This window comes from Streptomyces sp. NPDC048275, from assembly GCF_040652275.1.
Lineage (GTDB): Bacteria > Actinomycetota > Actinomycetes > Streptomycetales > Streptomycetaceae > Streptomyces.
In genome coordinates this window covers 81,620-101,271 of sequence record NZ_JBEZLR010000005.1, presented here as the reverse complement: position 1 = coordinate 101,271, position 19,652 = coordinate 81,620, and the positions used below count along the sequence as shown (strand labels likewise).

Sequence of the window (19,652 nt, the reverse complement as noted above, 5' to 3'; positions counted from 1 at the left end):
GCCTATGGAGAGAAACAACCCCATGCGCAGTGTTGAAGATGAGGATGTGTGCCGTGTCTGCGGCTACACGGACGGCATTCTGTTCTTCGAGGACACTTGGCCGACCCATATCATCTGCGACTGCTGTGGCTGGGAGTCGGGCACCCAGGCACTCGGCCTCGAAGGAACACGTGAGTACCGTGGTTACTGGACCGGGCAGGGTGCTGAATGGTTCTCCCGTGGGGCGCGCCCGAAGGACTGGGATCTCCTCAAGCAATTGCGAAACATTCCTCCGGACTGGCGCTGACCGGGACGGTCGGCGGCGGTGAGCCCTGGGCGGCGTTGGCGCAGCCGTCAGCGAATCGTCGTTGCAGACAAGGCCGGTAGGGAGCGAGTTCGCGGGCCGAGGCGATCAGCACGTCAAGATCGGTGGTCGGGTAGCGGCGGACGGTCTTGCCGGTCCGGTCCGGTCCGAACCGGCCGGCGATGGTGTTGATCGTCCACGGCGCCTCCCGTGATCGCTGGATCTCCGCGTGCCGTTCGGTCACCCAACAGGTCTCACGCCGCGCCGCCCCGCGGACTTCGCCGCCGCCGTGCCCGCCTCCCTCGAGGGCCCCTCCGCCGGAAGCCGCCGCATCAGCACCCCGTACCCCAGCCCCGCCACCGTGCCCACCACCGCGCACAGCCCCCACAGCCACTCGGCACCGAACCGGTCGATGACGACGCCGGACATCAGGGGTGCGACGAGGGCGGCGAGGGACCAGGACAGGGTGTACATGCCCTGGTAGCGACCGCGGCCGTGCAGTGGGGAGAGGCGGACGACGAGCCCCGTCTGCGTGGGCGCGTTGACGATCTCCGCCAGGGTCCACACGCACACGGTGAGCGCGAAGACGCCGACCGAGCCGGCGAAGGCGGTGAGCCCGAAGCCGTACCCGGCGAGAAGCGACGAGACGATGAGCAGCCGCCTGGGATCCCGGTGTTCGATGAAACGGGTGACCGGGATCTGGAGCACGACGATCAGTACGCCGTTGACGGCGACCGCCATGCCGTAGTCGGCCGGGGTGAAGCCCGCCTCGCCCATGGCGACCGGAAGTCCGACGGCCCCCTGCTGGAAGACGAGGGCGACGAGGAAGGACAGCCCGACGACGCTCATGAAGCGCCCGTCGCGCAGGACGGTGCCGAGGCCGATCTCGGGTTCCGCGTCCTTGGTGACCTGCGTGGGCCGGGACTCCGGCAGCTTGGCGAAGACGACGAGCGCGCAGACGAGGGTCATGCCGGCCTCGATGAGGAAGCCCGCGAGATAGCTGGACTCGGCGATGAAACCGGCGGCCATGGAGGAGACGGCGAAGCCGAGGTTGATGGCCCAGTAGTTGAGGGAGAACGCGCGGACGCGGTCCTCGGGCCGGACGATGTCGGCCATCATCGCCTGCACGGCGGGCCGGGACGCGTTGCTCGTCATCCCCACCAGGAAGGCCACGGCGGCGATCGCGACCGGGTGGTGCACAAAGCCGAGCAGCGCGACGGAGACGGCCGTCGACGACTGCGCGATGAGCAGCGTGGGCCGCCGCCCGAGCCGGTCGGCCATCACCCCCGCGCCGAGCGAGGAGGCCACGCCGCCGAGCCCGTGCAAGGACACCACGAGACCTGCGTACGAGGCGGAGTACCCGCGGTCGAGCGTCAGATACAAAGCCATGAAAGTCGCGACAAAAGCCCCAAGTCGGTTGACGAGGGTGCTGGTCCACAGCCACCAGAACTCGCGGGGGAGCCCCGAGACGGTCTCTCGGGCGGCGCGTCTCATGACGGCCAGTGGCATGGCGGTCCCCCAGGTCGGACGGAATGCGTAAGCAGCTCGGGCGGTGATCGCAACTTACGATTGATCGGTCCTGGTGGGCCACTCGATTAACAGATGCCGTCAACCGGCGTCCGGGTCGGCGGACGGCCGGTGTCCGTCTGTCGACCAGGCGCGCGGCGTGTCAGCCGCGTCGATTACGCTCAAAGGCATGGCCGACGCACCGTACAAGCTGATCCTCCTCCGCCACGGCGAGAGCGAATGGAACGCGAAGAACCTGTTCACCGGTTGGGTGGACGTCAACCTCAACGAGAAGGGCGAGAAGGAGGCAGTCCGCGGCGGTGAGCTGCTCAAGGACGCCGGCCTGCTGCCCGACGTGGTCCACACCTCGCTCCAGAAGCGCGCGATCCGCACCGCCCAGCTCGCGTTGGAGTCCGCGGACCGCCACTGGATCCCGGTCCACCGCTCCTGGCGCCTGAACGAGCGGCACTACGGTGCCCTCCAGGGCAAGGACAAGGCCCAGACGCTCGCCGAGTTCGGCGAGGAGCAGTTCATGCTCTGGCGCCGCTCGTACGACACGCCGCCCCCGCCGCTCGAGGACGGCACGGAGTTCTCCCAGTCCGACGACCCGCGCTACGCGTCGATCCCGCCGGAGCTCCGCCCCCGCACGGAGTGCCTGAAGGACGTCGTCGTCCGCATGCTTCCGTACTGGTACGACGGCATCGTTCCCGACCTCCTCGCCGGCCGTACGGTCCTGGTGGCGGCCCACGGAAACTCGCTCCGCGCCCTCGTCAAGCACCTCGACGGCATCTCCGACGCCGACATCGCGGGCCTGAACATCCCGACGGGCATCCCCCTCGCCTACGAGCTGGATGCCGACTTCAAGCCGATCAACCCGGGCGGCACCTACCTCGACCCGGACGCGGCCGCGGCCGCGATCGAGGCGGTCAAGAACCAGGGCAAGAAGAAGTAAGGTTTGTGATCATGCCTCCCACCTGCGCATACGGTGCGGATGGGAGGCATTTTCATGATCCGGAACCTCTCTGGAACCTCAGCCCTCGTGATCTTGTGGCCTGAGTGCCCTGCCGAGAGCCTTCCGGGCCCGGTCCCGACTGCTCGGCATGAGGTGCGCGTACACCTTGAGCGTCAGCCCCGGGTCGGAGTGACCGAGGTACTCCGCGAGTGCCTTGATGCTCTCTCCCGCATCCAGGAGCACGGACGCGTAGAAGTGCCGCAGGGCGTGCATGCCGTGCTCGCGGGCGGCGGCGTGCTCGCGGCTCTTGGCCTTGGGGATGACGCCCGCCTTCGCCAGTGCGGGCTTCCAGTGGTCTTCGTTCAGCGACGTACGCCAGACGTGCCCGCCGTTGGGGCCCGAGAAGATGAGCCGCCGGGTCACCGGCTGGCCGTTCGCTCGCATCCACGGGAGCTTGATCTCCACAGGCGGGAACCGCTTGATGTGCTCCTGTAGCGCCTCCGCCACGGGGTCGGGCAGAGGCACGTCACGGAGCTTTCCGCCCTTCGGCGGCGCGAATACGGCCTTGCTCAGGCTCAGCTTGAGTTGCTGCACCACGTGCACGGTGCCGCTGTCGAAGTCGATGTCATCGACGGACAGGCCGAGGATTTCGCCTTGGCGGAGTCCACACCCGGCGCCCACGTCCACCATGGGCCGGAAGCGCTCGACCATGGCGGCGCGCATGGCGAAGACGCGCTCGGGCTCCCAGGGGACGACACGGCGCGCACCGATGGCCGGCGGGGTCACCGTGCGCGAGTTGCAGGGGTTCCGGCGTAGGCATCCGTCCTCTACGGCGGCCGAGAGCACGGCGCGGACGTTGGAGAAGATGACGCGCGCGTACGCGCCAGACATGCCGGACGCTTCGAGCTGCGTCACGACCTCCCGGATGTGGCTCGGCTGGAACGATCCGAGCTGACGCGACCCGATGCGGGGGAAGGCGTGCAGCTTGAGCTGAGACTCCATCGACGCGCGTGTGTTGGGATCGCCGCTCTGGCTCGCGAGCCACTTCTCAGCGAACTCCTGGAACGTCGTACGAGACGCGTTCGGGTCGATGAAGTCGCCGCGCGCAACGTCCGCTTGCATGGTGCTCAGCCACTGCTCGGCGAGGCGCTTCTGTCCGTCGGGGAAGGACTTGTTCTTTCGCTTGCCGTCGGGCGTGACGTAGCGGGCTTGGTAGCGCATCCCCGTGCCGTGCCGGTCGGTCTTGACGCGGACGGTCTTGCCGTCAGCGTCGGTGGTGGTCTTGATCCAGCGGTCGAAGATGTGGCCTGCCATGTGGTGGCGGTCCCTTCTGGGCATGGGAAGGGAGGGCCACGGGGTGGCCCTCCCTGGGGTGTTGAGCGGTGCGGCGTGTGTGCGGTTCAGGCGGCGGCCTGGTCGGCGGTCTTGCGTTGGGTGACGTAGGCGCGCACGTCGGCGGGGTCGTAGCGGACGTATTTGCCGATGCGGAAGCCGGGTGGGCCAGTGCGCTTCCGGCGCCACTGGTAGACGGTTTCGAGGGGTACTTCGAACATCTCGGCGATGTCGTCGGGGGTGAGGTAGCGGTCAGGTAGTCCGGCGCGGAGCGTGGCGCGCGGGTCTGACTGTTCGGGTGGGGCGGTCATGGGGCGCCTCCGTGCGCGGACTTTCCGGGGTGGGGGCCTGTTTCGGGGCCTGCGTCTGTCCGAGGTGCGGATTTCTGCGTCACCCGCGCCATCAGCGTCATTGGGGGTTCTGACCTGCGGTTTTGGGTGACACGGCGGATCGGCCCTGCGTCACCCGGTGCGTCATCGGCTGGGTCACCGGGTGACGCAGGTGACGCAGGATGACGCAGCGTTGCCCGTCTGCGTCACCGCTGTCGACGCAGGTCAGCGGCCGTTTTCCGGCTCAGGTGACGCAGGTGACGCAGCGTCTTCCTACTTAGGACAAAGAAGGGGCTGCCGGTAGTACTTGGGTGCGCCTTACAGAGCGAAGAAGGAGCCGCTGCGCGGCACGACTTTGGGGCGGCGTTCCGCCGAACTGCAAGAGGAGCACGTGCTCCTCTTGCAGTTCGCTTGAACGTGCAGGGCGCGGGTCAGAACGCCCGCGCCTGCTCGTGCGGGGCCGGGGGGAGCGTGCGGGTCATTTCGAGGTAGCGGCCCGCCTTGGTGCGGCCCGCGTCAACGAGCACACCCCGAGCCGCCAGGGTGGGCTGGAGGCGCTTGAGCCGGTCCGAGAGAACCTTGCCGGTCGTCGGCCACCCCTTGGGCAGGGGACGGCAATCCTCGCCGCTGTAGAGGCGGCTGAGGCAGGCCAGCCACTCGGTGGACGTCATCCGCTGCGCGCTGCCCGGCTCGATGGTGTCGGCATGTAGGAGGACGGTCTGCGCGAGGAGGTCACCCTCGATCACGTCGTCGTTCAGGTCGTCCAGACTCGCCCGGTACGCGGGAAGCGCCCCGAGCCCGGTTGCCGCGTCGAACTGCGCGCACAGGTGGGCGAAGTCCGCCATCCGCAGGTCGGTGGGCGTTTCCGCCTCCACGGCGCGGACCTTGACCGTCAGGTCCAGGAGCGAGCCGAGGACCACGGGCAGCACTTCCGCGTAGTCGGCCCACAGTTCGGCCTCGGTCCGCCGGACCTTGGGCCGCTCCAACCGCAGGGGCAGGAGCCGGTCCGCAAGGTCGGGACGGATAACGCCCACGTCGATGCCGGTGAGGAGCAGGGGGCGGCGGTAGCCGACGCGGAACACGTCCCCGTCGGTGAACAGGGCACGCTTGACGCTCTCGGCGCCGGTCACGATGCAGCACATCGCGTCCGACAGGTCCGGCGTCACGTGCGAGAGGTTGTCCAGTGCAGTGACCCATCCCGCCGCCACGGCCGCGATCAGGCTTTCCTCATCCTTCGGCGCCCGGCGCAGGTCACCGCTCATCCCCTCGAGGATCCGGGTGAGCATCCGTCCCCCGGTGGACTTGCCCGCGCCCTGCGGGCCCGTGAGGAACGGTGCAGGCACGGGCACGGACGGGCCGAGGCAGCCGATCAGCCACACGATGGCCAGGCACTCGGTTTCCGCGTTGGCGAAGTTGCACAGCCGCATCAGCAGGTCGATGCCCTTACCGCCGGTGTCCTTGGCCGGCAGGGGAAGTTCTCCCGTGAGCTGTGTGCGTCGCCAGCAGACTTCGCGTGGGTCGGGGGTGAGGATGTCCCAGCCGGTGGGGTGGATGCGGACGGACTTCCCGTCGTCGCGTCCCAGGTCCAGCCATGTGGCTCCGTCGAACCCCGGAGCCACGCGGATATGGACCGGTTGGACCTTCTCAGTCAGCGCGAGAGCTTCGATCAGGTCCAACGCCTCTTTGATCGCGGACCCGTTGAACGCGCCGCGTCCGTCCTTGAACAGGCCGACCATGAGTTCCTGGCGGTGGCTGCCGGTGGTGCCCTGGGAGCGGATCGGGCGGGCGACGGGGTGGCCGTTCTTCTGCGCGTACACGGTTCCGTCGGCGGTGCGGAAGTAGCGAAAGTGAGACTGCGCGTAGTCCGCGATGACTTCGCGGGCGGGAGTCTTGTCGTCCTCAGCCATGGTTCAGTCCCAACGTGGTCAGGGCGTTGGTCCACGCCTCGGTGCAGTGCCGGGGCGATTCGCCCTTGGCCTGCGCTGCGGTGAACAGCCGTGCGGTGTGCGTCTCGGTGAGGCAGCCGCACCGGCCGTGCGTGGACAGCACCGCCAGGAACGTCCGGTACACGGTCGCGTGCACCGCGCTGCGGGCGTGCGTGATTCGCTGCTCCGCCATCGCAATCCCACGGTCCAGATAAGTCAGCGTGCGGTGCGGACACGCCCCGCCCCCGACCGACGCGGGCACCGTGACGGTCGCCGGCCGGGCCAGGGCGGGCTCCTTCACGATCAGCGCGCGGACGACGTCCGGCAGGACCGTGATGGCGCCGGTGCCGGGACCGAGCCACCGGGCGTACTGCATGGACGACTTGATGTCCACGCCGGACCGTACGGCGTTGGCCGATTGCATGGTGCCCCGGTAGATCCAGTGCTCACCCCGGGTGGTCGGCACGATCCGGGTGGCGGGCAGGCTCGCCCGGGCCCACGCGATGGCTTCCGCGTTGTCGAGGTCAACGACGGTGAGGCCGGCGCCGCCGGGGTGGTAGGCCACGCCCGCCGCTTCCCGCCACGCCCGAACCCAGGTGGGCGAGTTGATGACGCTCGGGTCGGTGGTGGCGGCGGCCCATCCGTGGCACGGCGCCGGGCACTCGCACGGGCCGGGGGTCTTCATGTTCGGTCGGCCACCGCACGCGTTCTTGGCGCAGGCCGGGCAGTTCCCGAACGGCACCTTCCCCGCTCGTAACGGGAGCGGAGGCACCCCGGAGGCTGCCAGCCAAAGAGCGGTAGCCAGGAGGTCTCGCCGAATGTCGGTCGGTTGGGTCATGCTGGGGGTCTCCAGTTCGGTGTAAGCGTGCTGGATTTGCGGCGGCCCCGGTTCTTGGCGGAAGGGGGCCGCCGTTGTCGTTCGTCGGGGGTGGTCAGGCCGCTTGCTGGCCGGGCAGGAGTCGGCCGTCGGCGGTCCGGTGAACGGCTCCGTCGGCGGTCAGTGCCCTGATCTCGCGGGAGACCGTGCCCTTGTTCAGGCCGGTCCGGTCGGCCACGTCCTTGGCCGTGCGGGCACCGGCCTGCACTGCGGCCAGCACCTTGTCCCGGTTGCTCAGCGCACCGGACGGTGCGGCCGTCTCCTTGACCAGGTGCAGCGGTCGCGGCGACTGCCCGCCGGTCGACTGGTCCGGGGTCCAGATCGATTTGGGCAGCTTGCGGACGCCCGCGTCGTCCAGGGTCCAGGTGCGGAGCATGCGCGGGCCGTAGCCCTTGAGGTAGCCGTGGCCCCGGTACTCGCGGCCCTCGGGGATCTGGTGCGGGGCGTAGTGCGCGCAGTCGTCCAGGGCGACCTGCGCCTGTGTCGTGCCAGCCACCCGCAGCGAGAATCGCGTCAGGAGGTTCGGTGCGATGAGCTTGTGCACGCCCGGTGCCCCGCCATCGGTGAGCGGGTACTGCGTCGCCCACCACAGAACGACACCGCGCGAGCGACCGAGCGAGGACAGCTCGATCAGCCGTTGCAGCCGATCCTTGTCCTTGCTGATGAGGGCAAGGATCACCTGCCCCTCATCCACGACGACGGTGAGCTGACGTCCGTCCCACACGCTGATTCCGCGCTGCTTCATGTCGACCTTGCGGCGGGTCATCTCAGCGTGCGCGTCGTCCACGCCGTTGGTGATCTCGTCGCGTTCCACGGCGACGCGGCACGCGTGCTCCCAGACGGTGGCCTCTTCGCCCTTGCCGTCGATCAGCATCAGGTCCCCGCGCAGGTGCGCGGTCGCCATGAGCGGGCGGAACGACCAGGACTTGCCGGTGCCGGACGCGCCGGACACCAACAGCCGCTCATCGAACGGGATCAGGACCTCATCGCCGGTCTCGGTGTCCAGACCGAGGCTCATCGCCATCGGATCGGCCGGGATGCGGTCCGGAGTCCACAGCGAGGAAACGCCCGCGGCTGCCGACCGAGTCGCCAGACTCAGCACGGCCCAGCCGCCGCGCGAGGCCGAGGTGATCCGTATGCGCAGTGCGGTGCGGGCACCGAGCAGCGCACGGACCGAGTCCGCCTTGTCCGCAAGCGTCTTGACCGTCCAGGTACCGTCCAGCCGGATCTCACACCGGATGCCGCCCGGCTCCATGGCCGGGGGCGTGGTCACGGTGCCGGACAGGCCACGGTCTGGGGCGTGCTCCACCCAATAGGACGGGTCGAGGCGTTCCATGAGCTGACGCTCTTCCACCGTGACGGACTCATCGATGGGCACCCGCAGTTTGCGGCGACCGAGCGCGAGACCAGCCACGTTCGCGCCGATCAGCGCGGCCGACGTGGCGGCCGGCCACAGCGTGAGGTTCGAGGCGGACATGACGACGGACGTGATGACCGTGGGCACGGCGTGCAGCGAGTGCGCCTGAATCGCCCGAGCCTTGAGCGTGCTCGGGTAGTTCACGCGCGCTGCCTTGAGCTTGGCGCGGGTGTCCCGCTCGTGCCGCGCGGCTGCCTTGCTCGCCACCCGCGCCGCCCGGCGGCCGGCGGCGAACGGGTTGTTCGACGCGGCGCGCGCGGTGAGTTGCTGCGACTTGGCGGTGGCGTGCGTGGAACGCGCGGCGTTGTGCTCCTTCTGCGCGGCCATGAGCGCCTTCAAGTGCTCGGGGGTGCGCAGCTTGTTCCGACGGTCCGCCTCAAGATCCCAACGGACCGCGAACGGCACGCACACCGGAGCGAGTGAATCCAACGCGCTGTTGGTGGTGTTGGCGGTGGTCGACCATGCTTGCTTCCAGTCCACGAAAGAGTCCTCCAAGACCGTGGATGAGGGCCGGTGCGCCGTCGCGTGGCGTCACCGGCCCGCCCGAGTTGCAGCGGTCGGTGCTGTCGGTTGCGTCAACAGCACCGGTTGAACCGCTGCAACCACATCTGACCTGCGAAGTTGCAGAGTTGAGCGGTGGGGAGGGTGGGGGCCCCACGCGCACGCGCGCGTAGAGCGTCGGAAAATGGGGCCGTGCAACCCCCTCGCGGGGCCCTCAACGGCCGTTCACGGCCCGGGGGGTCTTGCCCCACACGCGAGGGGGTCCGGGCGCCCTGCGAGCCGCCTACGGCTTCCGACCCTCTTCGGCCCGGTCAGTCCTTGGAGCGGGCGAGGCGGAGGGTGATGCCGCCTACGCCGACCGGTCCGGCCACGCTGCCGATGGCGACGGCGGTGTGGACGGCGAAGTCGAGCAGCGCGAGGAACGCGGCCACGAGACCGAACACCCCCACCACGCCCGCGCCCGCGACGACGATGGGATACAGGTAGTGGTGCAGCGGGCGCCCGTCCTGGTCGGTGGTGTGCACGACGATGACGACCGGCTGCCCCGTGGCTTCGGCGCGGCGGTAGGCGTCGGCGGGTATGTGCGGGGCGATGATCCCCGGCGGGTCACGATGTGCCATCAGGGCTCTCCCTCAAGTCAGTTGGAGTCGGCGCAGGGCACACACGCACCGAGCGAGGCGGGAATGACGTATCCGGCATCGCGCCGGCAAGTGGGGCAGGTACGCCGCGCGGCGTTGGCTTTGGCCAGGGCCGCCCACTTCGCCGGCGTCATCGGCCGGACGGGCTTGGCCTTGTCGATCTCGTACAGGAAGGCGACCAGCGGGCCCCTACGGCGCCGGGGCCGCTCGATCTGCGCGGCGACGTCCTGCCCGCCGGGCCGCAAGTTGCGGGCCCGCAGTTGACGGACCGTCGCCATCCCGTCCGGGGCAAGGTGCCAGGGATAGACAGGCACCGTGGCCATCAGACGGCAGCCTCAGCGGGCTCGCTCTCCTCCGCGCTCTCGCGCAGACGGTTGGCGACCCACCCGACGGACCAGCCGGTCTCTTCCGCGAGCTGTCGTACCGACTTCTCGCCCTCACCGAACGAGCGGAGGTAGGAGCGTGCGTCACTCTCGCGCATCTTCTTGTCCGGGGCCGGGCCGCTGTTCACGGCGGTGTTCACGGCGCCGTTCACGGTGTTCACGCTGTCCCGCTCAACAGCCTCGCGGGAGGCAATGGAGACGACGTTGCGGGCCTGCTGTTCGAGCCGTGAACGGTCGGCCTGTTCACGCTGTTCACGCCGCAATGCGTCCGCACGCTGCTGCTCCTCGCGCCGGACACGCTCCTCGTATTCGCGCTGCTCACGCCGTGTCTCGGTCTCCCGATCCAGGCGTTCACGCTCCATACGGGCGGTGTGCTCGCGCTCGGCTGCCCGCTCGGAAGCCTCCCGATCCGCCCGTTCGCGTTCGAGCTTTTCGGCGTGATCGCGGGCCTGCTGTTCACGGTGTTCACGGGCCTGCTGCTCGCGTTCACGGTCGGCCCGCTGCTGCTGTTCACGCTCCTTGGTCGCAGCGGCCCGTGAACGCTCGATCCTGTCCACGGCCCGGTTGATCGCGCGCCGATAGGCCAGGCCCGCCTCAGCGGTGACGATCAGCAGGAGCGGCGCCACGGAATGAACGGCGACACCGACCGCGTCCCCGTCCAGCGCGCTGTCCCCGATGTTCAGGAGCAGCGTCATCAGACCGGTCATCCACCGCAGTACGGCCGGCCACGCCCCGGACGTTCCCCCGAGCCGGGCCACGGTCGCGTCGAGGCGGACCACGATGACCACCGCCGTGTCGACTACCAGGGGCAGGATGGGAGCTGTCTTCTCCCAGCCGTCCGGCGTGACCCGTACGACCAGGGGCGTGACGGTGAGGACGGAGAACAGCACCGCACCGGCGGTGATGGCCCACGTCCCGTAGGAGAGCGTCTTCTCCGCAGAGCGGATCTGCTCCGGAGACAGGGAATCAAGCATCCCCGCCCCCGTCCCCGGCGACCGCCCGCATGGTGTCGAGGGTGGGCCCGTAGGCGATGAGGCGAACCTCGGCACCGGCGTAGGGAGCGAACGCCTTGAGCACCCACGTGTCGCCGGCCTGCTCGCCGAACTCCACCTGATCCGGGCGGACGCCGAGAGCCACGCGCCAGACCTCGAACTCTCCCAGCCCGTTGTGCAGGGAGAGTTCCAGACGCTCGGGGAAGATCGGTGTCAGACCCACCGTCGGGGCGGGCAGGTTGCCGCATTCGGCGGCCAGGGCGCCCAGGGCCCGCATCGGGACGGACAGCCCGGCCAGCGTCGACAGGCCGCTCATGCGCCGATGCCCTTGGTCGTGGCGGACCGGCGGGTCAGCTCGACCCGCGCGGCCAGCGCCCGGCGACGGGCCCTGCGCAGCCGGCGCGCGTCCAGCTCGGACGGCACCCGGTCCATGGTGATGATGTAGGCGTCGATCAGCTCGATGTCCGCGAGGATGACCGGCATCTCGGTCTCGATCGCGTCCAGCTCCGCGTCCGTCGGCTCCATCCAGGGCTCGAACGCGGTAACAGCGTCCTGAACAGTAACGATGTGCTTCATTGGGTCGTGTTCCTCTCGCAGGTGAACGGCCCGAACCGCGCCCTCGGTGTTCCAGCACCGGGGGCGCTCGCCGTGGAAGGGAATGCTGCGCATCACACGCGGCACGGCCACTGAACAGCGGCCGGAGTGCCCCGGACCGGACTCGAACCGGTCAGGTTGCCTACGGGGCCCCGCGATCTTTGCCCTTGTCTCACCGCACGTGTGGGTCACTTGTCCGCCCTGTAGGGACGGCATGGGAGAAGGTGCTTGCTGCTCGTGCGGCAGGGCCTACGGCTTGTCGCTGTTGCCTGCTCTTCTGACGGCCGCTCTTCCCGTGTGCAGGTTGCGGTGCGTCCTCTGTTGAGTTTTCAACCAAGTGCGCTGTCTTTGTACTCACCCCTGCGGGCTTTCCTCCGTGCGCTGTCAGCACAGGCAGGCACACTTGAAGGTGTTGCACCACCTGTTCAGCTTGTTGGTACAAGCTGATGCAGTGATGCTGCACCCACGGACAGTGAGTCGTCAAGGGGGTTGGCCTACATGTACCAACAAGTTGCGCGAGTGCGTCATGATGAGGGCATGAACAAGCAGCCGAAGTACCGGCAAGTCGCCGATGCCCTGCGTCGCGAGATCGACAACGGCACGTTCCCGCCGGGCTCGCGGCTGCCCTCCGAGAACGACCTACAGCAGCGGTTCGACGCGTCGCGGAACACCGTCCGCAACGGGCTGAGCCTGCTGGTCAGCGAGGGACTGCTGACGTCCAGCCAGGGACTCGGCTACGAGGTCAAGTCTCACGAGGTGTTCGAACTCAATGCGTCCCGGTTCGAGAATCTGAACTTCCCGCAGAACGGGGACTCGTACAACACCGACGTCACCAATGCGGGTCGACGGCCGCACCAGACGTTCCGAGTCGAGATGCTGCCGGCGCGGGAGGAGATCGCCCAGCGCCTGAACATCACGACAGGTACGAAGGCGGTATTGCGGTTTTGTCATCGCTATGTGGACGACGTCCCTTGGTCGACACAGGCGACCTACTATCCATCGTGGCTGGTAGACGCGTCGCCGCGACTTGCCGAGCCAGGAGACATCGAAGAGGGAACCACGCGGTACCTAGCGGCTCAAGGCATCGAGCAGATCGGGTACTTCGACGAGATCGCCGCGCGCATGCCGACACCGGAGGAGGCGCGACTGTTGGAGATCGGTGCTGGAGTTCCGGTGCTGCTTTGGACGCGTACCGGCTACTCCGAGGACCGGCCGATCCGGTGCACCATCACCACGTTCCGGGGTGACCTCAACCGGATGAACTACGAGATCGGCGACCTGACCGCCCGAAGCGAGAACGAGCCTCAGTGAGAATCATCCCCGCCCGCCCAGACGACGTCTCCAAGCTGCTGGCCTTCCGTGAGGAGGCCGCAGCTTGGCTTTCCCGTCTCGGCACCGACCAGTGGCGACGCCCCTATCCTGCTGACAAGCTGCTGGAGACCATCGAGGCAGGGACTGTCTTCATGGCTGTGGACGGCGATGCGACGGTCGCGACCATCACTCTGACTCCTGATGCAGAGGCAGGGCTCTGGACAGACCAGGAGCTCTCGGAGCCTTCTCTGTTCATCAACAAGCTCACTGTGGCGCGCACGCATGCCGGGGCGAACGTCGGGGGGCGCCTGCTCGATTGGGCGGGGGATCGGGCTTATCGGGCCGGAGCCAAGTGGCTCCGTCTGGACGCGTGGACGTCAAACGAGGGGCTTCAGGCGTACTACCTTCGGCAGGGCTTCCAGCACGTTCGGACAGTTCTTGAGGGAGTGGCCGTCAACGGCGGGCCTCGGGTATCTGGCTGGCTCGCTCAGCGTCCAACGCGTCCTGCAGAGCACGGTTTCACGGACGAAACTCGCATGCCGGGGGAGGCTGCTCCTCTTCGTGAGTGAGGGCCCGGGGCGACGCTGCCGGGCCTCCCTGGAACCTGTGTGGAACCTCCGAGGTCAACCACCAATGACCGACAACGACGAACAACGACCCCCCAGCCGCAGGTCAGTTGAGGTGAGCACCCCGCTGACCAGCCCCAAAAACCGGGCGGTCGAAACCCAGGGCAAGAAGAAGTAGCCTTCGTGATCATGCCTCCGGCCTGCGCGTACGGCGCAGACCGGGGGCGTTTTCATGCAGTGGGCCCTCTGCGGGCAGCGCCGATCCACCCCATCGTGTCGGCCGTTCTCAGGTGCTGTTGCGGCCGATGCTCGCACCGCCGTCGACGCGCAGGATCTGGCCGGTGATGAAACCCGCCTTCTCGGAGAGCAGGAAGGCGATGGCGGCTGCGAGCTCGTCCGGGCGCCCGAACCTTCCCATGGGAACAGTCGCCAGATAGCGGGCGGCTCCGGCCGACCCGGGCGGGTTGGTCTCCCGGAACAACTCGGTCTCGGTGGGGCCCGGGGCGACGGCGTTGACGGTGATTCCGTGTGCGGCAAGCTCTCCGGCCCAGCCTCGGGTCAAGAACTCCATGGCGGCCTTGGCCGCACCGTAGGACGTTCGATCGGGCAACCCCAGGGTGACCAGGCTGGTGACGTTCACCACGCGGCCCCAGGACCGTTCGCGCATGCCGGGCAAAACGGCCTGGACGATCTGGACCGCGGTGCGCACGTTCATGTCGAGAACCGCGTCGAGGTCGGACAGCGAGACCTCCCCGACGGGCGCGGCTCGCACCATCCCCACATTGTTGACCACGGCGTCGACCGGCCCCGCGCCCATCACTTCGCCCAGGACCTGATCGGTCGCCGCACGGTCGGCAAGGTCGGCTTCGTGGAACTCGCCGGGAAAGGACTGCGGTGCGCTGCGGGCGATGCCCACGGGGGTATGCCCTTCTCCTGCCAACTGCTCGGCGAGGGCGCGGCCGATGCCTTTGGACGCGCCCGTGATGAGTACTCGCCTGCGGGTCATGGGTTCACTCCTTACAGTGCCAGGTGCCAGAAACTACGGTCTTGGTTGCCGTATCAGGAGTGGGCGAGTGCCCAGTAGAGGGCGTGATCGGCGATCTCCTGCCAGCCGTCCTGGGCGGGCATCAGGTGGGACCGGTCGGGGAACACCGTGACCTCGGTGGTGGTGCCGTCGGCCTTGTAGTGCTTGGCGTTGGACTGCTGCACCTTGGGCGGCATGAGGTGGTCTTGCTCGCCGGAGCAGAAGAGCAGGGGCGCCCGGCCGGCGTTGTGGTAGTCGACGTAGGTGTCGGTGTGTCCGGGTTGGATGTTGGCCAAGGCGCTGCCCCACACGATGCTGCCCGGTGCGGGGATGTGGTAGCGCTCGTAGGTCGCGCGGGCCTGGTCCTCGGGGAAGGTGTTGGTGAAGGCGTAGCGCCAGTGGTCGTAGTCGAAACCGACGGCGCGGTGGCGGTTGGCCGGGTTCTTCAGCACCGGAAAGGTGGACCGGACCTGGGACAGCGGTACGACGGCCACGCCCTCGGTGGGTGCGGAGTTGATCGCCACTCCGGCGGCGCCGAAGCCGCGGTCGAGCAGGATCTGGGTGAACGCGCCGCCGGCCGAGTGCCCCATGATGACCGGCGGCCGGTCCAGCTCGATGATGATCTTCTCCAGGGCGGAGATGATGGCGGGGACAGTCACGGTCTCGATGGGGGTCGGGTCGGCGTTGAGGGCCTCGACCTCCACCTCGAAGCCGGGGTAGGGCGGGGCGATGACACGAAAGCCCTTGTTCTCGTAGTGGGCTATCCAGTTCTCCCAGGCCCGCGGCGTCACCCAAAAGCCGTGGACGAGGACGATGGTGTCGGGTTGCATCAGTGTGCTCCTTAGCAAGTGGACCGATGGCCGGTCGCACTGAAGACCCATAGAGGTCCGGGAATGTGACACATGAGCAAAAAAATTGCCTTTATGGCAAAGAGGATGCTGATGTGCCCGCGCCCGGAGGAGCGGAGCGACGACGGGTGCTTGATGAGCTACGGAAAATTTTGCGTCCTGCGGCTCACGCATCACGTGGGTGTTGCAACCGTCTGTGACCGGACGGCCCGGACACCGGCGCTGTCGGCAACGGGGCCGTCTGGCCGGACGGTGATGCGATGGACTATGGCTCTTCTCTCTGCAGGATGTATGTGCTGCGCGAATCCGGGTCGCTGAAGAAGAAGTAGAGCTTCAGCGCTTTTTTGTCGTCGCGCCGCAATTCGAATGTCCATGTGTAGGTCTTGGGTGTTGCGGGGCGGTCCGCCGGCGGGTCAACAGGCTCGTTCGGCTCCGGCGTACGAGTCGCGACCGCGGTGCGTGAGGTGAGAGTGAGTTGGACATGCTGGCCGTCGTTCCATCCGGTCCGCTTGTCGGTCAGCTTCCAGGTCCCCGTGCCTGACAGGCGCCACCTGTCGTCGAAGTCCCATTCCTGTCCGTCCAGGAGATGGATGTCGGCCTTCCCGTCAGGCCAGAAGACAACGCTCGTCAGGTCGTAGCCGAGCCATGACCCCGATACTTCCGCCCGCTTCGCGTCATGCAGCGCGGGCACTCCGTCATACATATGGGGATTGCATCCCGCGAGCGCGAGGAGACAGGCGACGAACACCGCATGCCACCCTCTGGCAAGGCCGGATGAGTGGGTCAGCACGGCCCTTCCCTCCCCAAAAGAAGCAGCACCAAAGGCGACTGCGATTCAACCGCTCACCGATCACAGCCCCGTCATGGTGACACCATTTCTGAACACGTTCAACTCCTGTGCTGAGCCGCGTGGTCGCAGGTGGAGTCAGAGAGCTACGGATCAGAAGGTGGCCGTACCGGCCGCCAGTTCGGGGGCCAGGGTGCTTCCTGCGGGGATGCCATCTCGGCGACCCCCAGACCCTGCCGGGCCTGCTCGTAGAACGCGGCCCGCGCAGACCTGTAGTCGCTGAAGGCTTCGGCCCAAGTGGTGGTGTCTCCCGGCATCTGCCCGCGGGCCAGCCATTCGAGGTGCCAGAGGCACTGGTTGAGTGCTCGCACTGCATCAGCGGTACCTGCATCGGCAAGCAATCTCATGGGTTCCACCATGGCTGATCGCCGGCGCTCGGCGGATGCTGCTTCTTCCAGCGCATCGTTGGTTGATTCAAGGGGTGCCGGGTGATCGGTCAGGTTGCGGCCGGCGGCCAGTCGCAGGTAGTAGTTGGCGCACTCCTTCACCGCATGACCGTAGTCGCTGTAAGCCTGAAGCAGACGCTCGTCCCAGCGCGTTGCCTGCTGTCTGCGCCATCGACTTCGCTCGGTCATGGCTCCAGCGGCGTACGACATCACGCCGCCGACAACGACCCCAAGAAGTGTCGGTAGTTGGTCCGCAAGTCCACTCACTTGCCCCCCCCCGGTTGCTCAACTACCTGGCACTCATACCCGTGCGCAGGCTGCCGGCCTTCATGGACTCACGGATCTGATCCCCGACAAGACCCAGTGCACGAAACGATCACGCCCCCTACCCGCGGTTTCTCCGCGGGTAGGGGGCGTGTTGTTGTACTGGGGCCGTCTGGCCGTCAGTAATCAGGAGCGAGACGTTTTCGGGGTGCCCGAATCGCTCTTGGACGCAGACGGCTCCGGAGGTGTGGGGCAGGGGCGCTGCCGGTGGCGGGACATGCTCTGGCGTGGTGGCCGGGTCAGTGTGATTTGCCTGACCAGTTGCTGGAAGCAGGCCAGGGACGCGAGGGCGGGTAGGGCTGCTGCTGCGATACCGGTGAAGGTCCTGTCGGCTTCGGCCACGCAGAGCATCATCGCCATGGAGGAGAACAGCAGGACGACGAACCACGAGTGCAGAGCCCGGCGTTGGTGCAGGGCCGTCCGCAGGATGGAGAGCGAGGCCACCATCCAGGGGCCGTAGACCAGGAGAGGCCACCAGGGAAGCGTGCCGCTCTGCGTACCGGACGCGATGCGCTGCAGCGGTGCGTAGGCCACCATGCCGCCGAAGACGCTCACTATCGACACGATGACGGCAGAGAGTGCGGCGATCACAAAGCTGACGGTCTGCAACCACGTGAAACGGAGTTTGCGGACGCGCACTTTCCGATGCCCCGCGGAAGAGCGCCGGATGGGCGGCAGTTCGGCAGTGATCTGTGCCAGGTTCTCCATCGGGTCGCCGGTCAGGACGACACCGGCTGACGGCTCGCTGCGAGGTGGCGGCACGACACCTGCCTGCTCCGCGGCCGCGGCATCCTGCAGGAGATACGTGAGTTCCTCGACCGGGTCCCAGCCCTGTTCCAGGGAGGCCCCCGGGTGCATGGTGTCGACAGGGCTCCTGTGCCGGCCGGTACGCGATCCGGTGGGATATGTATCGGGATGCCGTTCATCTGGTGTGAAGGAGAGATCCGGGTAGTCGTCATTCACGGGAATCCGCCCCCGTCAGCTACGGGAAGCGTGGCAGCCGGAGCGTCCTTGGTCGTTCCACCGCCGGCCGAGTTCCTCCTGGGCCGCGTCCAGCAGCGTCAGAAACTCGCTGAGCAGCGACTCAGTGGCCCACAGCTCGACCCGCGCACCGCCTCCGTGCAAGGTGCCGCAGGCGTCAGGTGATGAGTACGCCGCGGCAGGTGTGTAGGTGTATCGCCCCGCTGTCACAGCGCGGGGCACGAGCAGATTCTCCGCCGCGAGTCCGGAGTGGGGCGAGCCAGGGAGCCTTACTTTCGTCATATTCCGCTAACGCAGTCCTCCTCCTCCGGATGCGCGCCAAATGAGTGAGCGTAATACGCGAAAGCGTTAACGAGGGCGTTATTAATTAATCCAACCGTACCGGGCCCGGTATGGCGAAGATTCAAGCTGGTTGTCTTTTGAATTCCTCTCGGTCGGGAATGAGTATTCGCATCCGCCGGACAGGGGTTCGGAGACATTCGCAGGCATGTGCCTCCCGTCCACGGACTCCCGGATGGATCTCGTCCGCCTTGTGGGCTGCTTTCACAGCAGAAGGGCCCCGTCAGGTGACGGGGCCCTTCTGCGCGTACGTACGCGATCAGCCGCACTGACACGGATTGCCGGACTGGCATCCGCACTGGCAGCCGGAGCCGCAGCCGCAGGCGCCGAACAGGGGGAGGCTCTTGACCTCGGCGGGCTGTTCGGTGTCGCGGTCCCGGGTCGGGTCGGGCGTGGCGGGGGAATCGGCCATGAGGTCCTCCCTCAATGAGGCCTCGAAGAGGCAAGAAGAGACGATGAGGCATCGAGGCTGGTGCCTACCTCTCATTGCATGCCCGCCCCGCCGGACGCATCAACGGCGCATCAACGGCGCATTGAGGTTCGCGCGCGCCCCGGCGGGAGAGGTCAGGCCCCCTCCACCCCCGTCACCGGCTGGATGTCCTGCTGGATCTCGTCCGCGTACTCGCCCGTCACCAGGTACACGACGCGCTTGGCGACGGACACCGCGTGGTCGGCGAAGCGCTCGTAGTAGCGGCCGAGGAGGGTGACGTCGACAGCCGTCTCTATGCCGTGCTCCCAGCGGTCGTCCAGCAGGTGCTGGAAGAGCGTGCGGTGCAGGAGGTCCATCGCGTCGTCGTCCTGCTCCAGCTGGAGGGCGAGGTCGACGTCCTTGGTGATGACGACCTCGGCCGCCTTGGCCATCAGGCGCTGGGCGAGCTGGCCCATCTCCAGGATCGTGGCGTGCAGGTCCTGCGGGACCGCGCGCTCGGGGAAGCGCAGCCGGGCCAGCTTCGCCACGTGCTGGGCCAGGTCGCCGGAGCGCTCCAGGTCCGCGGACATACGGAGCGAGGTGACGACTATGCGGAGGTCCGTCGCGACCGGCTGCTGGCGGGCCAGCAGCGCTATCGCCCGGGCCTCCAGCTCGTGCTGAAGATCGTCGACCTTGTCGTCGGCCGCGATCACGCTCTCGGCCAGCTTCAGGTCGGCGTCGAGGATGGCCGTCGTGGCGCGTCCGATCGCCGACCCGACGAGCCGGGCCATCTCGACCAGGCCCTCGCCGATCGAGTCAAGTTCCTCGTGGTACGCGTCACGCATCTGGTTGTCCCTCTCATACGTCAGTTCGGGGGGCTGGGGGCTG

23 protein-coding genes are annotated in these 19,652 nt (G+C 67.8%); 4 read left to right on the top strand and 19 right to left on the bottom strand.

Going from position 1 to position 19,652, the window contains the following annotated elements; genetic code table 11:
• Positions 1-22: 22 nt before the first annotated feature.
• Entirely contained in the window at positions 23-286 is a 264-nt protein-coding gene (locus AB0D57_RS05415) for a hypothetical protein (protein WP_362067262.1), read from the top strand.
• Here the strand turns inward: AB0D57_RS05415 and AB0D57_RS05410 are convergent.
• Together AB0D57_RS05410 and AB0D57_RS05405 are read right to left on the bottom strand one after the other, a co-directional pair.
• On the bottom strand, positions 249-527 hold the full coding sequence (locus tag AB0D57_RS05410) for a hypothetical protein (protein WP_362067260.1): 279 nt from the start codon (positions 525-527) through the stop codon (positions 249-251). The two genes, AB0D57_RS05415 and AB0D57_RS05410, sit on opposite strands and share 38 nt — an antisense overlap.
• Positions 524-1,792, bottom strand: a complete 1,269-nt coding sequence (locus AB0D57_RS05405) for an MFS transporter (protein WP_362067258.1) — start codon at positions 1,790-1,792, stop codon at positions 524-526. Before AB0D57_RS05405 ends, AB0D57_RS05410 begins: the two co-directional genes overlap by 4 nt.
• 187 nt (positions 1,793-1,979) lie before the next feature.
• On the opposite strand from AB0D57_RS05405, the gene AB0D57_RS05400 reads away from it, so the two are divergent.
• Positions 1,980-2,741, top strand: coding sequence for a phosphoglyceromutase (locus AB0D57_RS05400; protein ID WP_362067256.1), 762 nt, complete (start codon positions 1,980-1,982; stop codon positions 2,739-2,741).
• 78 nt (positions 2,742-2,819) lie between these two features.
• On the opposite strand, the gene AB0D57_RS05395 is transcribed toward AB0D57_RS05400, so the two are convergent.
• From AB0D57_RS05395 to AB0D57_RS05350, 10 genes are all read right to left on the bottom strand, one after another.
• A complete protein-coding gene (locus AB0D57_RS05395) occupies positions 2,820-4,055 on the bottom strand; it encodes a site-specific integrase (RefSeq protein ID WP_362067254.1) in 1,236 nt (411 codons plus the stop codon).
• Between the two features lie 86 nt (positions 4,056-4,141).
• Positions 4,142-4,384, bottom strand: coding sequence for a helix-turn-helix domain-containing protein (locus AB0D57_RS05390; RefSeq protein WP_362067252.1), 243 nt, complete (start codon positions 4,382-4,384; stop codon positions 4,142-4,144).
• A gap of 449 nt (positions 4,385-4,833) precedes the next feature.
• A complete protein-coding gene (locus tag AB0D57_RS05385; protein ID WP_362067250.1) occupies positions 4,834-6,309 on the bottom strand; it encodes an ATP-binding protein in 1,476 nt (491 codons plus the stop codon).
• The gene (locus tag AB0D57_RS05380) at positions 6,302-7,165 is read right to left on the bottom strand and encodes a bifunctional DNA primase/polymerase (protein ID WP_362067248.1); all 864 of its coding nucleotides are present in this window, start codon (positions 7,163-7,165) and stop codon (positions 6,302-6,304) included. Before AB0D57_RS05380 ends, AB0D57_RS05385 begins: the two co-directional genes overlap by 8 nt.
• A 94-nt stretch (positions 7,166-7,259) precedes the next feature.
• A complete protein-coding gene (locus tag AB0D57_RS05375) occupies positions 7,260-9,101 on the bottom strand; it encodes an ATP-binding protein (protein ID WP_362067246.1) in 1,842 nt (613 codons plus the stop codon).
• Between the two features lie 332 nt (positions 9,102-9,433).
• The gene (locus tag AB0D57_RS05370; RefSeq protein ID WP_362067244.1) at positions 9,434-9,742 is read right to left on the bottom strand and encodes a hypothetical protein; all 309 of its coding nucleotides are present in this window, start codon (positions 9,740-9,742) and stop codon (positions 9,434-9,436) included.
• Positions 9,743-9,759: 17 nt separating this feature from the next.
• A complete protein-coding gene (locus AB0D57_RS05365) occupies positions 9,760-10,083 on the bottom strand; it encodes an RRQRL motif-containing zinc-binding protein (RefSeq protein ID WP_362067242.1) in 324 nt (107 codons plus the stop codon).
• On the bottom strand, positions 10,083-11,117 hold the full coding sequence (locus AB0D57_RS05360; protein ID WP_362067240.1) for a DUF2637 domain-containing protein: 1,035 nt from the start codon (positions 11,115-11,117) through the stop codon (positions 10,083-10,085). Before AB0D57_RS05360 ends, AB0D57_RS05365 begins: the two co-directional genes overlap by 1 nt.
• A complete protein-coding gene (locus tag AB0D57_RS05355; RefSeq protein ID WP_362067238.1) occupies positions 11,110-11,451 on the bottom strand; it encodes a hypothetical protein in 342 nt (113 codons plus the stop codon). The genes AB0D57_RS05360 and AB0D57_RS05355 overlap by 8 nt, the downstream gene beginning before the upstream one ends.
• A complete protein-coding gene (locus tag AB0D57_RS05350) occupies positions 11,448-11,711 on the bottom strand; it encodes a DUF6284 family protein (RefSeq protein WP_362067236.1) in 264 nt (87 codons plus the stop codon). The genes AB0D57_RS05355 and AB0D57_RS05350 overlap by 4 nt, the downstream gene beginning before the upstream one ends.
• Positions 11,712-12,266: 555 nt before the next feature.
• Here AB0D57_RS05350 and AB0D57_RS05345 point away from each other — a divergent pair.
• Positions 12,267-13,040 carry a GntR family transcriptional regulator gene (locus AB0D57_RS05345; RefSeq protein ID WP_362067461.1) on the top strand — a complete coding sequence of 258 codons (774 nt, stop codon included), beginning with the start codon at positions 12,267-12,269 and terminating at the stop codon, positions 13,038-13,040.
• Positions 13,037-13,609 (top strand): GNAT family N-acetyltransferase, encoded by a 573-nt coding sequence (locus AB0D57_RS05340; protein WP_362067234.1) that lies wholly within the window; start codon positions 13,037-13,039, stop codon positions 13,607-13,609. The genes AB0D57_RS05345 and AB0D57_RS05340 overlap by 4 nt, the downstream gene beginning before the upstream one ends.
• A 283-nt stretch (positions 13,610-13,892) precedes the next feature.
• On the opposite strand, the gene AB0D57_RS05335 is transcribed toward AB0D57_RS05340, so the two are convergent.
• The 7 genes from AB0D57_RS05335 to phoU form a co-directional block, all read right to left on the bottom strand.
• Entirely contained in the window at positions 13,893-14,612 is a 720-nt protein-coding gene (locus AB0D57_RS05335; RefSeq protein ID WP_362067232.1) for an SDR family oxidoreductase, read from the bottom strand.
• A gap of 53 nt (positions 14,613-14,665) precedes the next feature.
• Positions 14,666-15,460: an alpha/beta hydrolase gene (locus AB0D57_RS05330; protein WP_362067230.1), complete on the bottom strand. Its 795-nt coding sequence runs from the start codon at positions 15,458-15,460 to the stop codon at positions 14,666-14,668.
• Positions 15,461-15,743: 283 nt separating this feature from the next.
• Positions 15,744-16,268 (bottom strand): hypothetical protein, encoded by a 525-nt coding sequence (locus AB0D57_RS05325; protein ID WP_362067228.1) that lies wholly within the window; start codon positions 16,266-16,268, stop codon positions 15,744-15,746.
• 143 nt (positions 16,269-16,411) lie between these two features.
• Entirely contained in the window at positions 16,412-16,900 is a 489-nt protein-coding gene (locus AB0D57_RS05320; protein ID WP_362067226.1) for a hypothetical protein, read from the bottom strand.
• A gap of 261 nt (positions 16,901-17,161) precedes the next feature.
• Positions 17,162-17,893 (bottom strand): DUF2637 domain-containing protein, encoded by a 732-nt coding sequence (locus tag AB0D57_RS05315; RefSeq protein ID WP_362067224.1) that lies wholly within the window; start codon positions 17,891-17,893, stop codon positions 17,162-17,164.
• A gap of 721 nt (positions 17,894-18,614) precedes the next feature.
• Positions 18,615-18,767, bottom strand: a complete 153-nt coding sequence (locus AB0D57_RS05310; RefSeq protein ID WP_362067222.1) for a hypothetical protein — start codon at positions 18,765-18,767, stop codon at positions 18,615-18,617.
• Positions 18,768-18,919: 152 nt separating this feature from the next.
• On the bottom strand, positions 18,920-19,609 hold the full coding sequence (gene phoU, locus AB0D57_RS05305) for a phosphate signaling complex protein PhoU (protein ID WP_362067220.1): 690 nt from the start codon (positions 19,607-19,609) through the stop codon (positions 18,920-18,922).
• Positions 19,610-19,652: the final 43 nt, after the last annotated feature.

Bases quoted from the DNA above. Each gene is read 5' to 3' on its own strand.
- AB0D57_RS05415 (WP_362067262.1), top strand. From the start codon at position 23: ATGCGCAGTGTTGAAGATGAGGATGTGTGCCGTGTCTGCGGCTACACG.
- AB0D57_RS05405 (WP_362067258.1), bottom strand. From the start codon at position 1,792: ATGCCACTGGCCGTCATGAGACGCGCCGCCCGAGAGACCGTCTCGGGG.
- AB0D57_RS05400 (WP_362067256.1), top strand. From the start codon at position 1,980: ATGGCCGACGCACCGTACAAGCTGATCCTCCTCCGCCACGGCGAGAGC.
- AB0D57_RS05395 (WP_362067254.1), bottom strand. From the start codon at position 4,055: ATGGCAGGCCACATCTTCGACCGCTGGATCAAGACCACCACCGACGCT.
- AB0D57_RS05390 (WP_362067252.1), bottom strand. From the start codon at position 4,384: ATGACCGCCCCACCCGAACAGTCAGACCCGCGCGCCACGCTCCGCGCC.
- AB0D57_RS05385 (WP_362067250.1), bottom strand. From the start codon at position 6,309: ATGGCTGAGGACGACAAGACTCCCGCCCGCGAAGTCATCGCGGACTAC.
- AB0D57_RS05380 (WP_362067248.1), bottom strand. From the start codon at position 7,165: ATGACCCAACCGACCGACATTCGGCGAGACCTCCTGGCTACCGCTCTT.
- AB0D57_RS05370 (WP_362067244.1), bottom strand. From the start codon at position 9,742: ATGGCACATCGTGACCCGCCGGGGATCATCGCCCCGCACATACCCGCC.
- AB0D57_RS05365 (WP_362067242.1), bottom strand. From the start codon at position 10,083: ATGGCCACGGTGCCTGTCTATCCCTGGCACCTTGCCCCGGACGGGATG.
- AB0D57_RS05360 (WP_362067240.1), bottom strand. From the start codon at position 11,117: ATGCTTGATTCCCTGTCTCCGGAGCAGATCCGCTCTGCGGAGAAGACG.
- AB0D57_RS05355 (WP_362067238.1), bottom strand. From the start codon at position 11,451: ATGAGCGGCCTGTCGACGCTGGCCGGGCTGTCCGTCCCGATGCGGGCC.
- AB0D57_RS05350 (WP_362067236.1), bottom strand. From the start codon at position 11,711: ATGAAGCACATCGTTACTGTTCAGGACGCTGTTACCGCGTTCGAGCCC.
- AB0D57_RS05345 (WP_362067461.1), top strand. From the start codon at position 12,267: ATGAACAAGCAGCCGAAGTACCGGCAAGTCGCCGATGCCCTGCGTCGC.
- AB0D57_RS05335 (WP_362067232.1), bottom strand. From the start codon at position 14,612: ATGACCCGCAGGCGAGTACTCATCACGGGCGCGTCCAAAGGCATCGGC.
- AB0D57_RS05330 (WP_362067230.1), bottom strand. From the start codon at position 15,460: ATGCAACCCGACACCATCGTCCTCGTCCACGGCTTTTGGGTGACGCCG.
- AB0D57_RS05320 (WP_362067226.1), bottom strand. From the start codon at position 16,900: ATGACCGAGCGAAGTCGATGGCGCAGACAGCAGGCAACGCGCTGGGAC.
- AB0D57_RS05315 (WP_362067224.1), bottom strand. From the start codon at position 17,893: ATGCACCCGGGGGCCTCCCTGGAACAGGGCTGGGACCCGGTCGAGGAA.
- AB0D57_RS05310 (WP_362067222.1), bottom strand. From the start codon at position 18,767: ATGGCCGATTCCCCCGCCACGCCCGACCCGACCCGGGACCGCGACACC.
- phoU (WP_362067220.1), bottom strand. From the start codon at position 19,609: ATGCGTGACGCGTACCACGAGGAACTTGACTCGATCGGCGAGGGCCTG.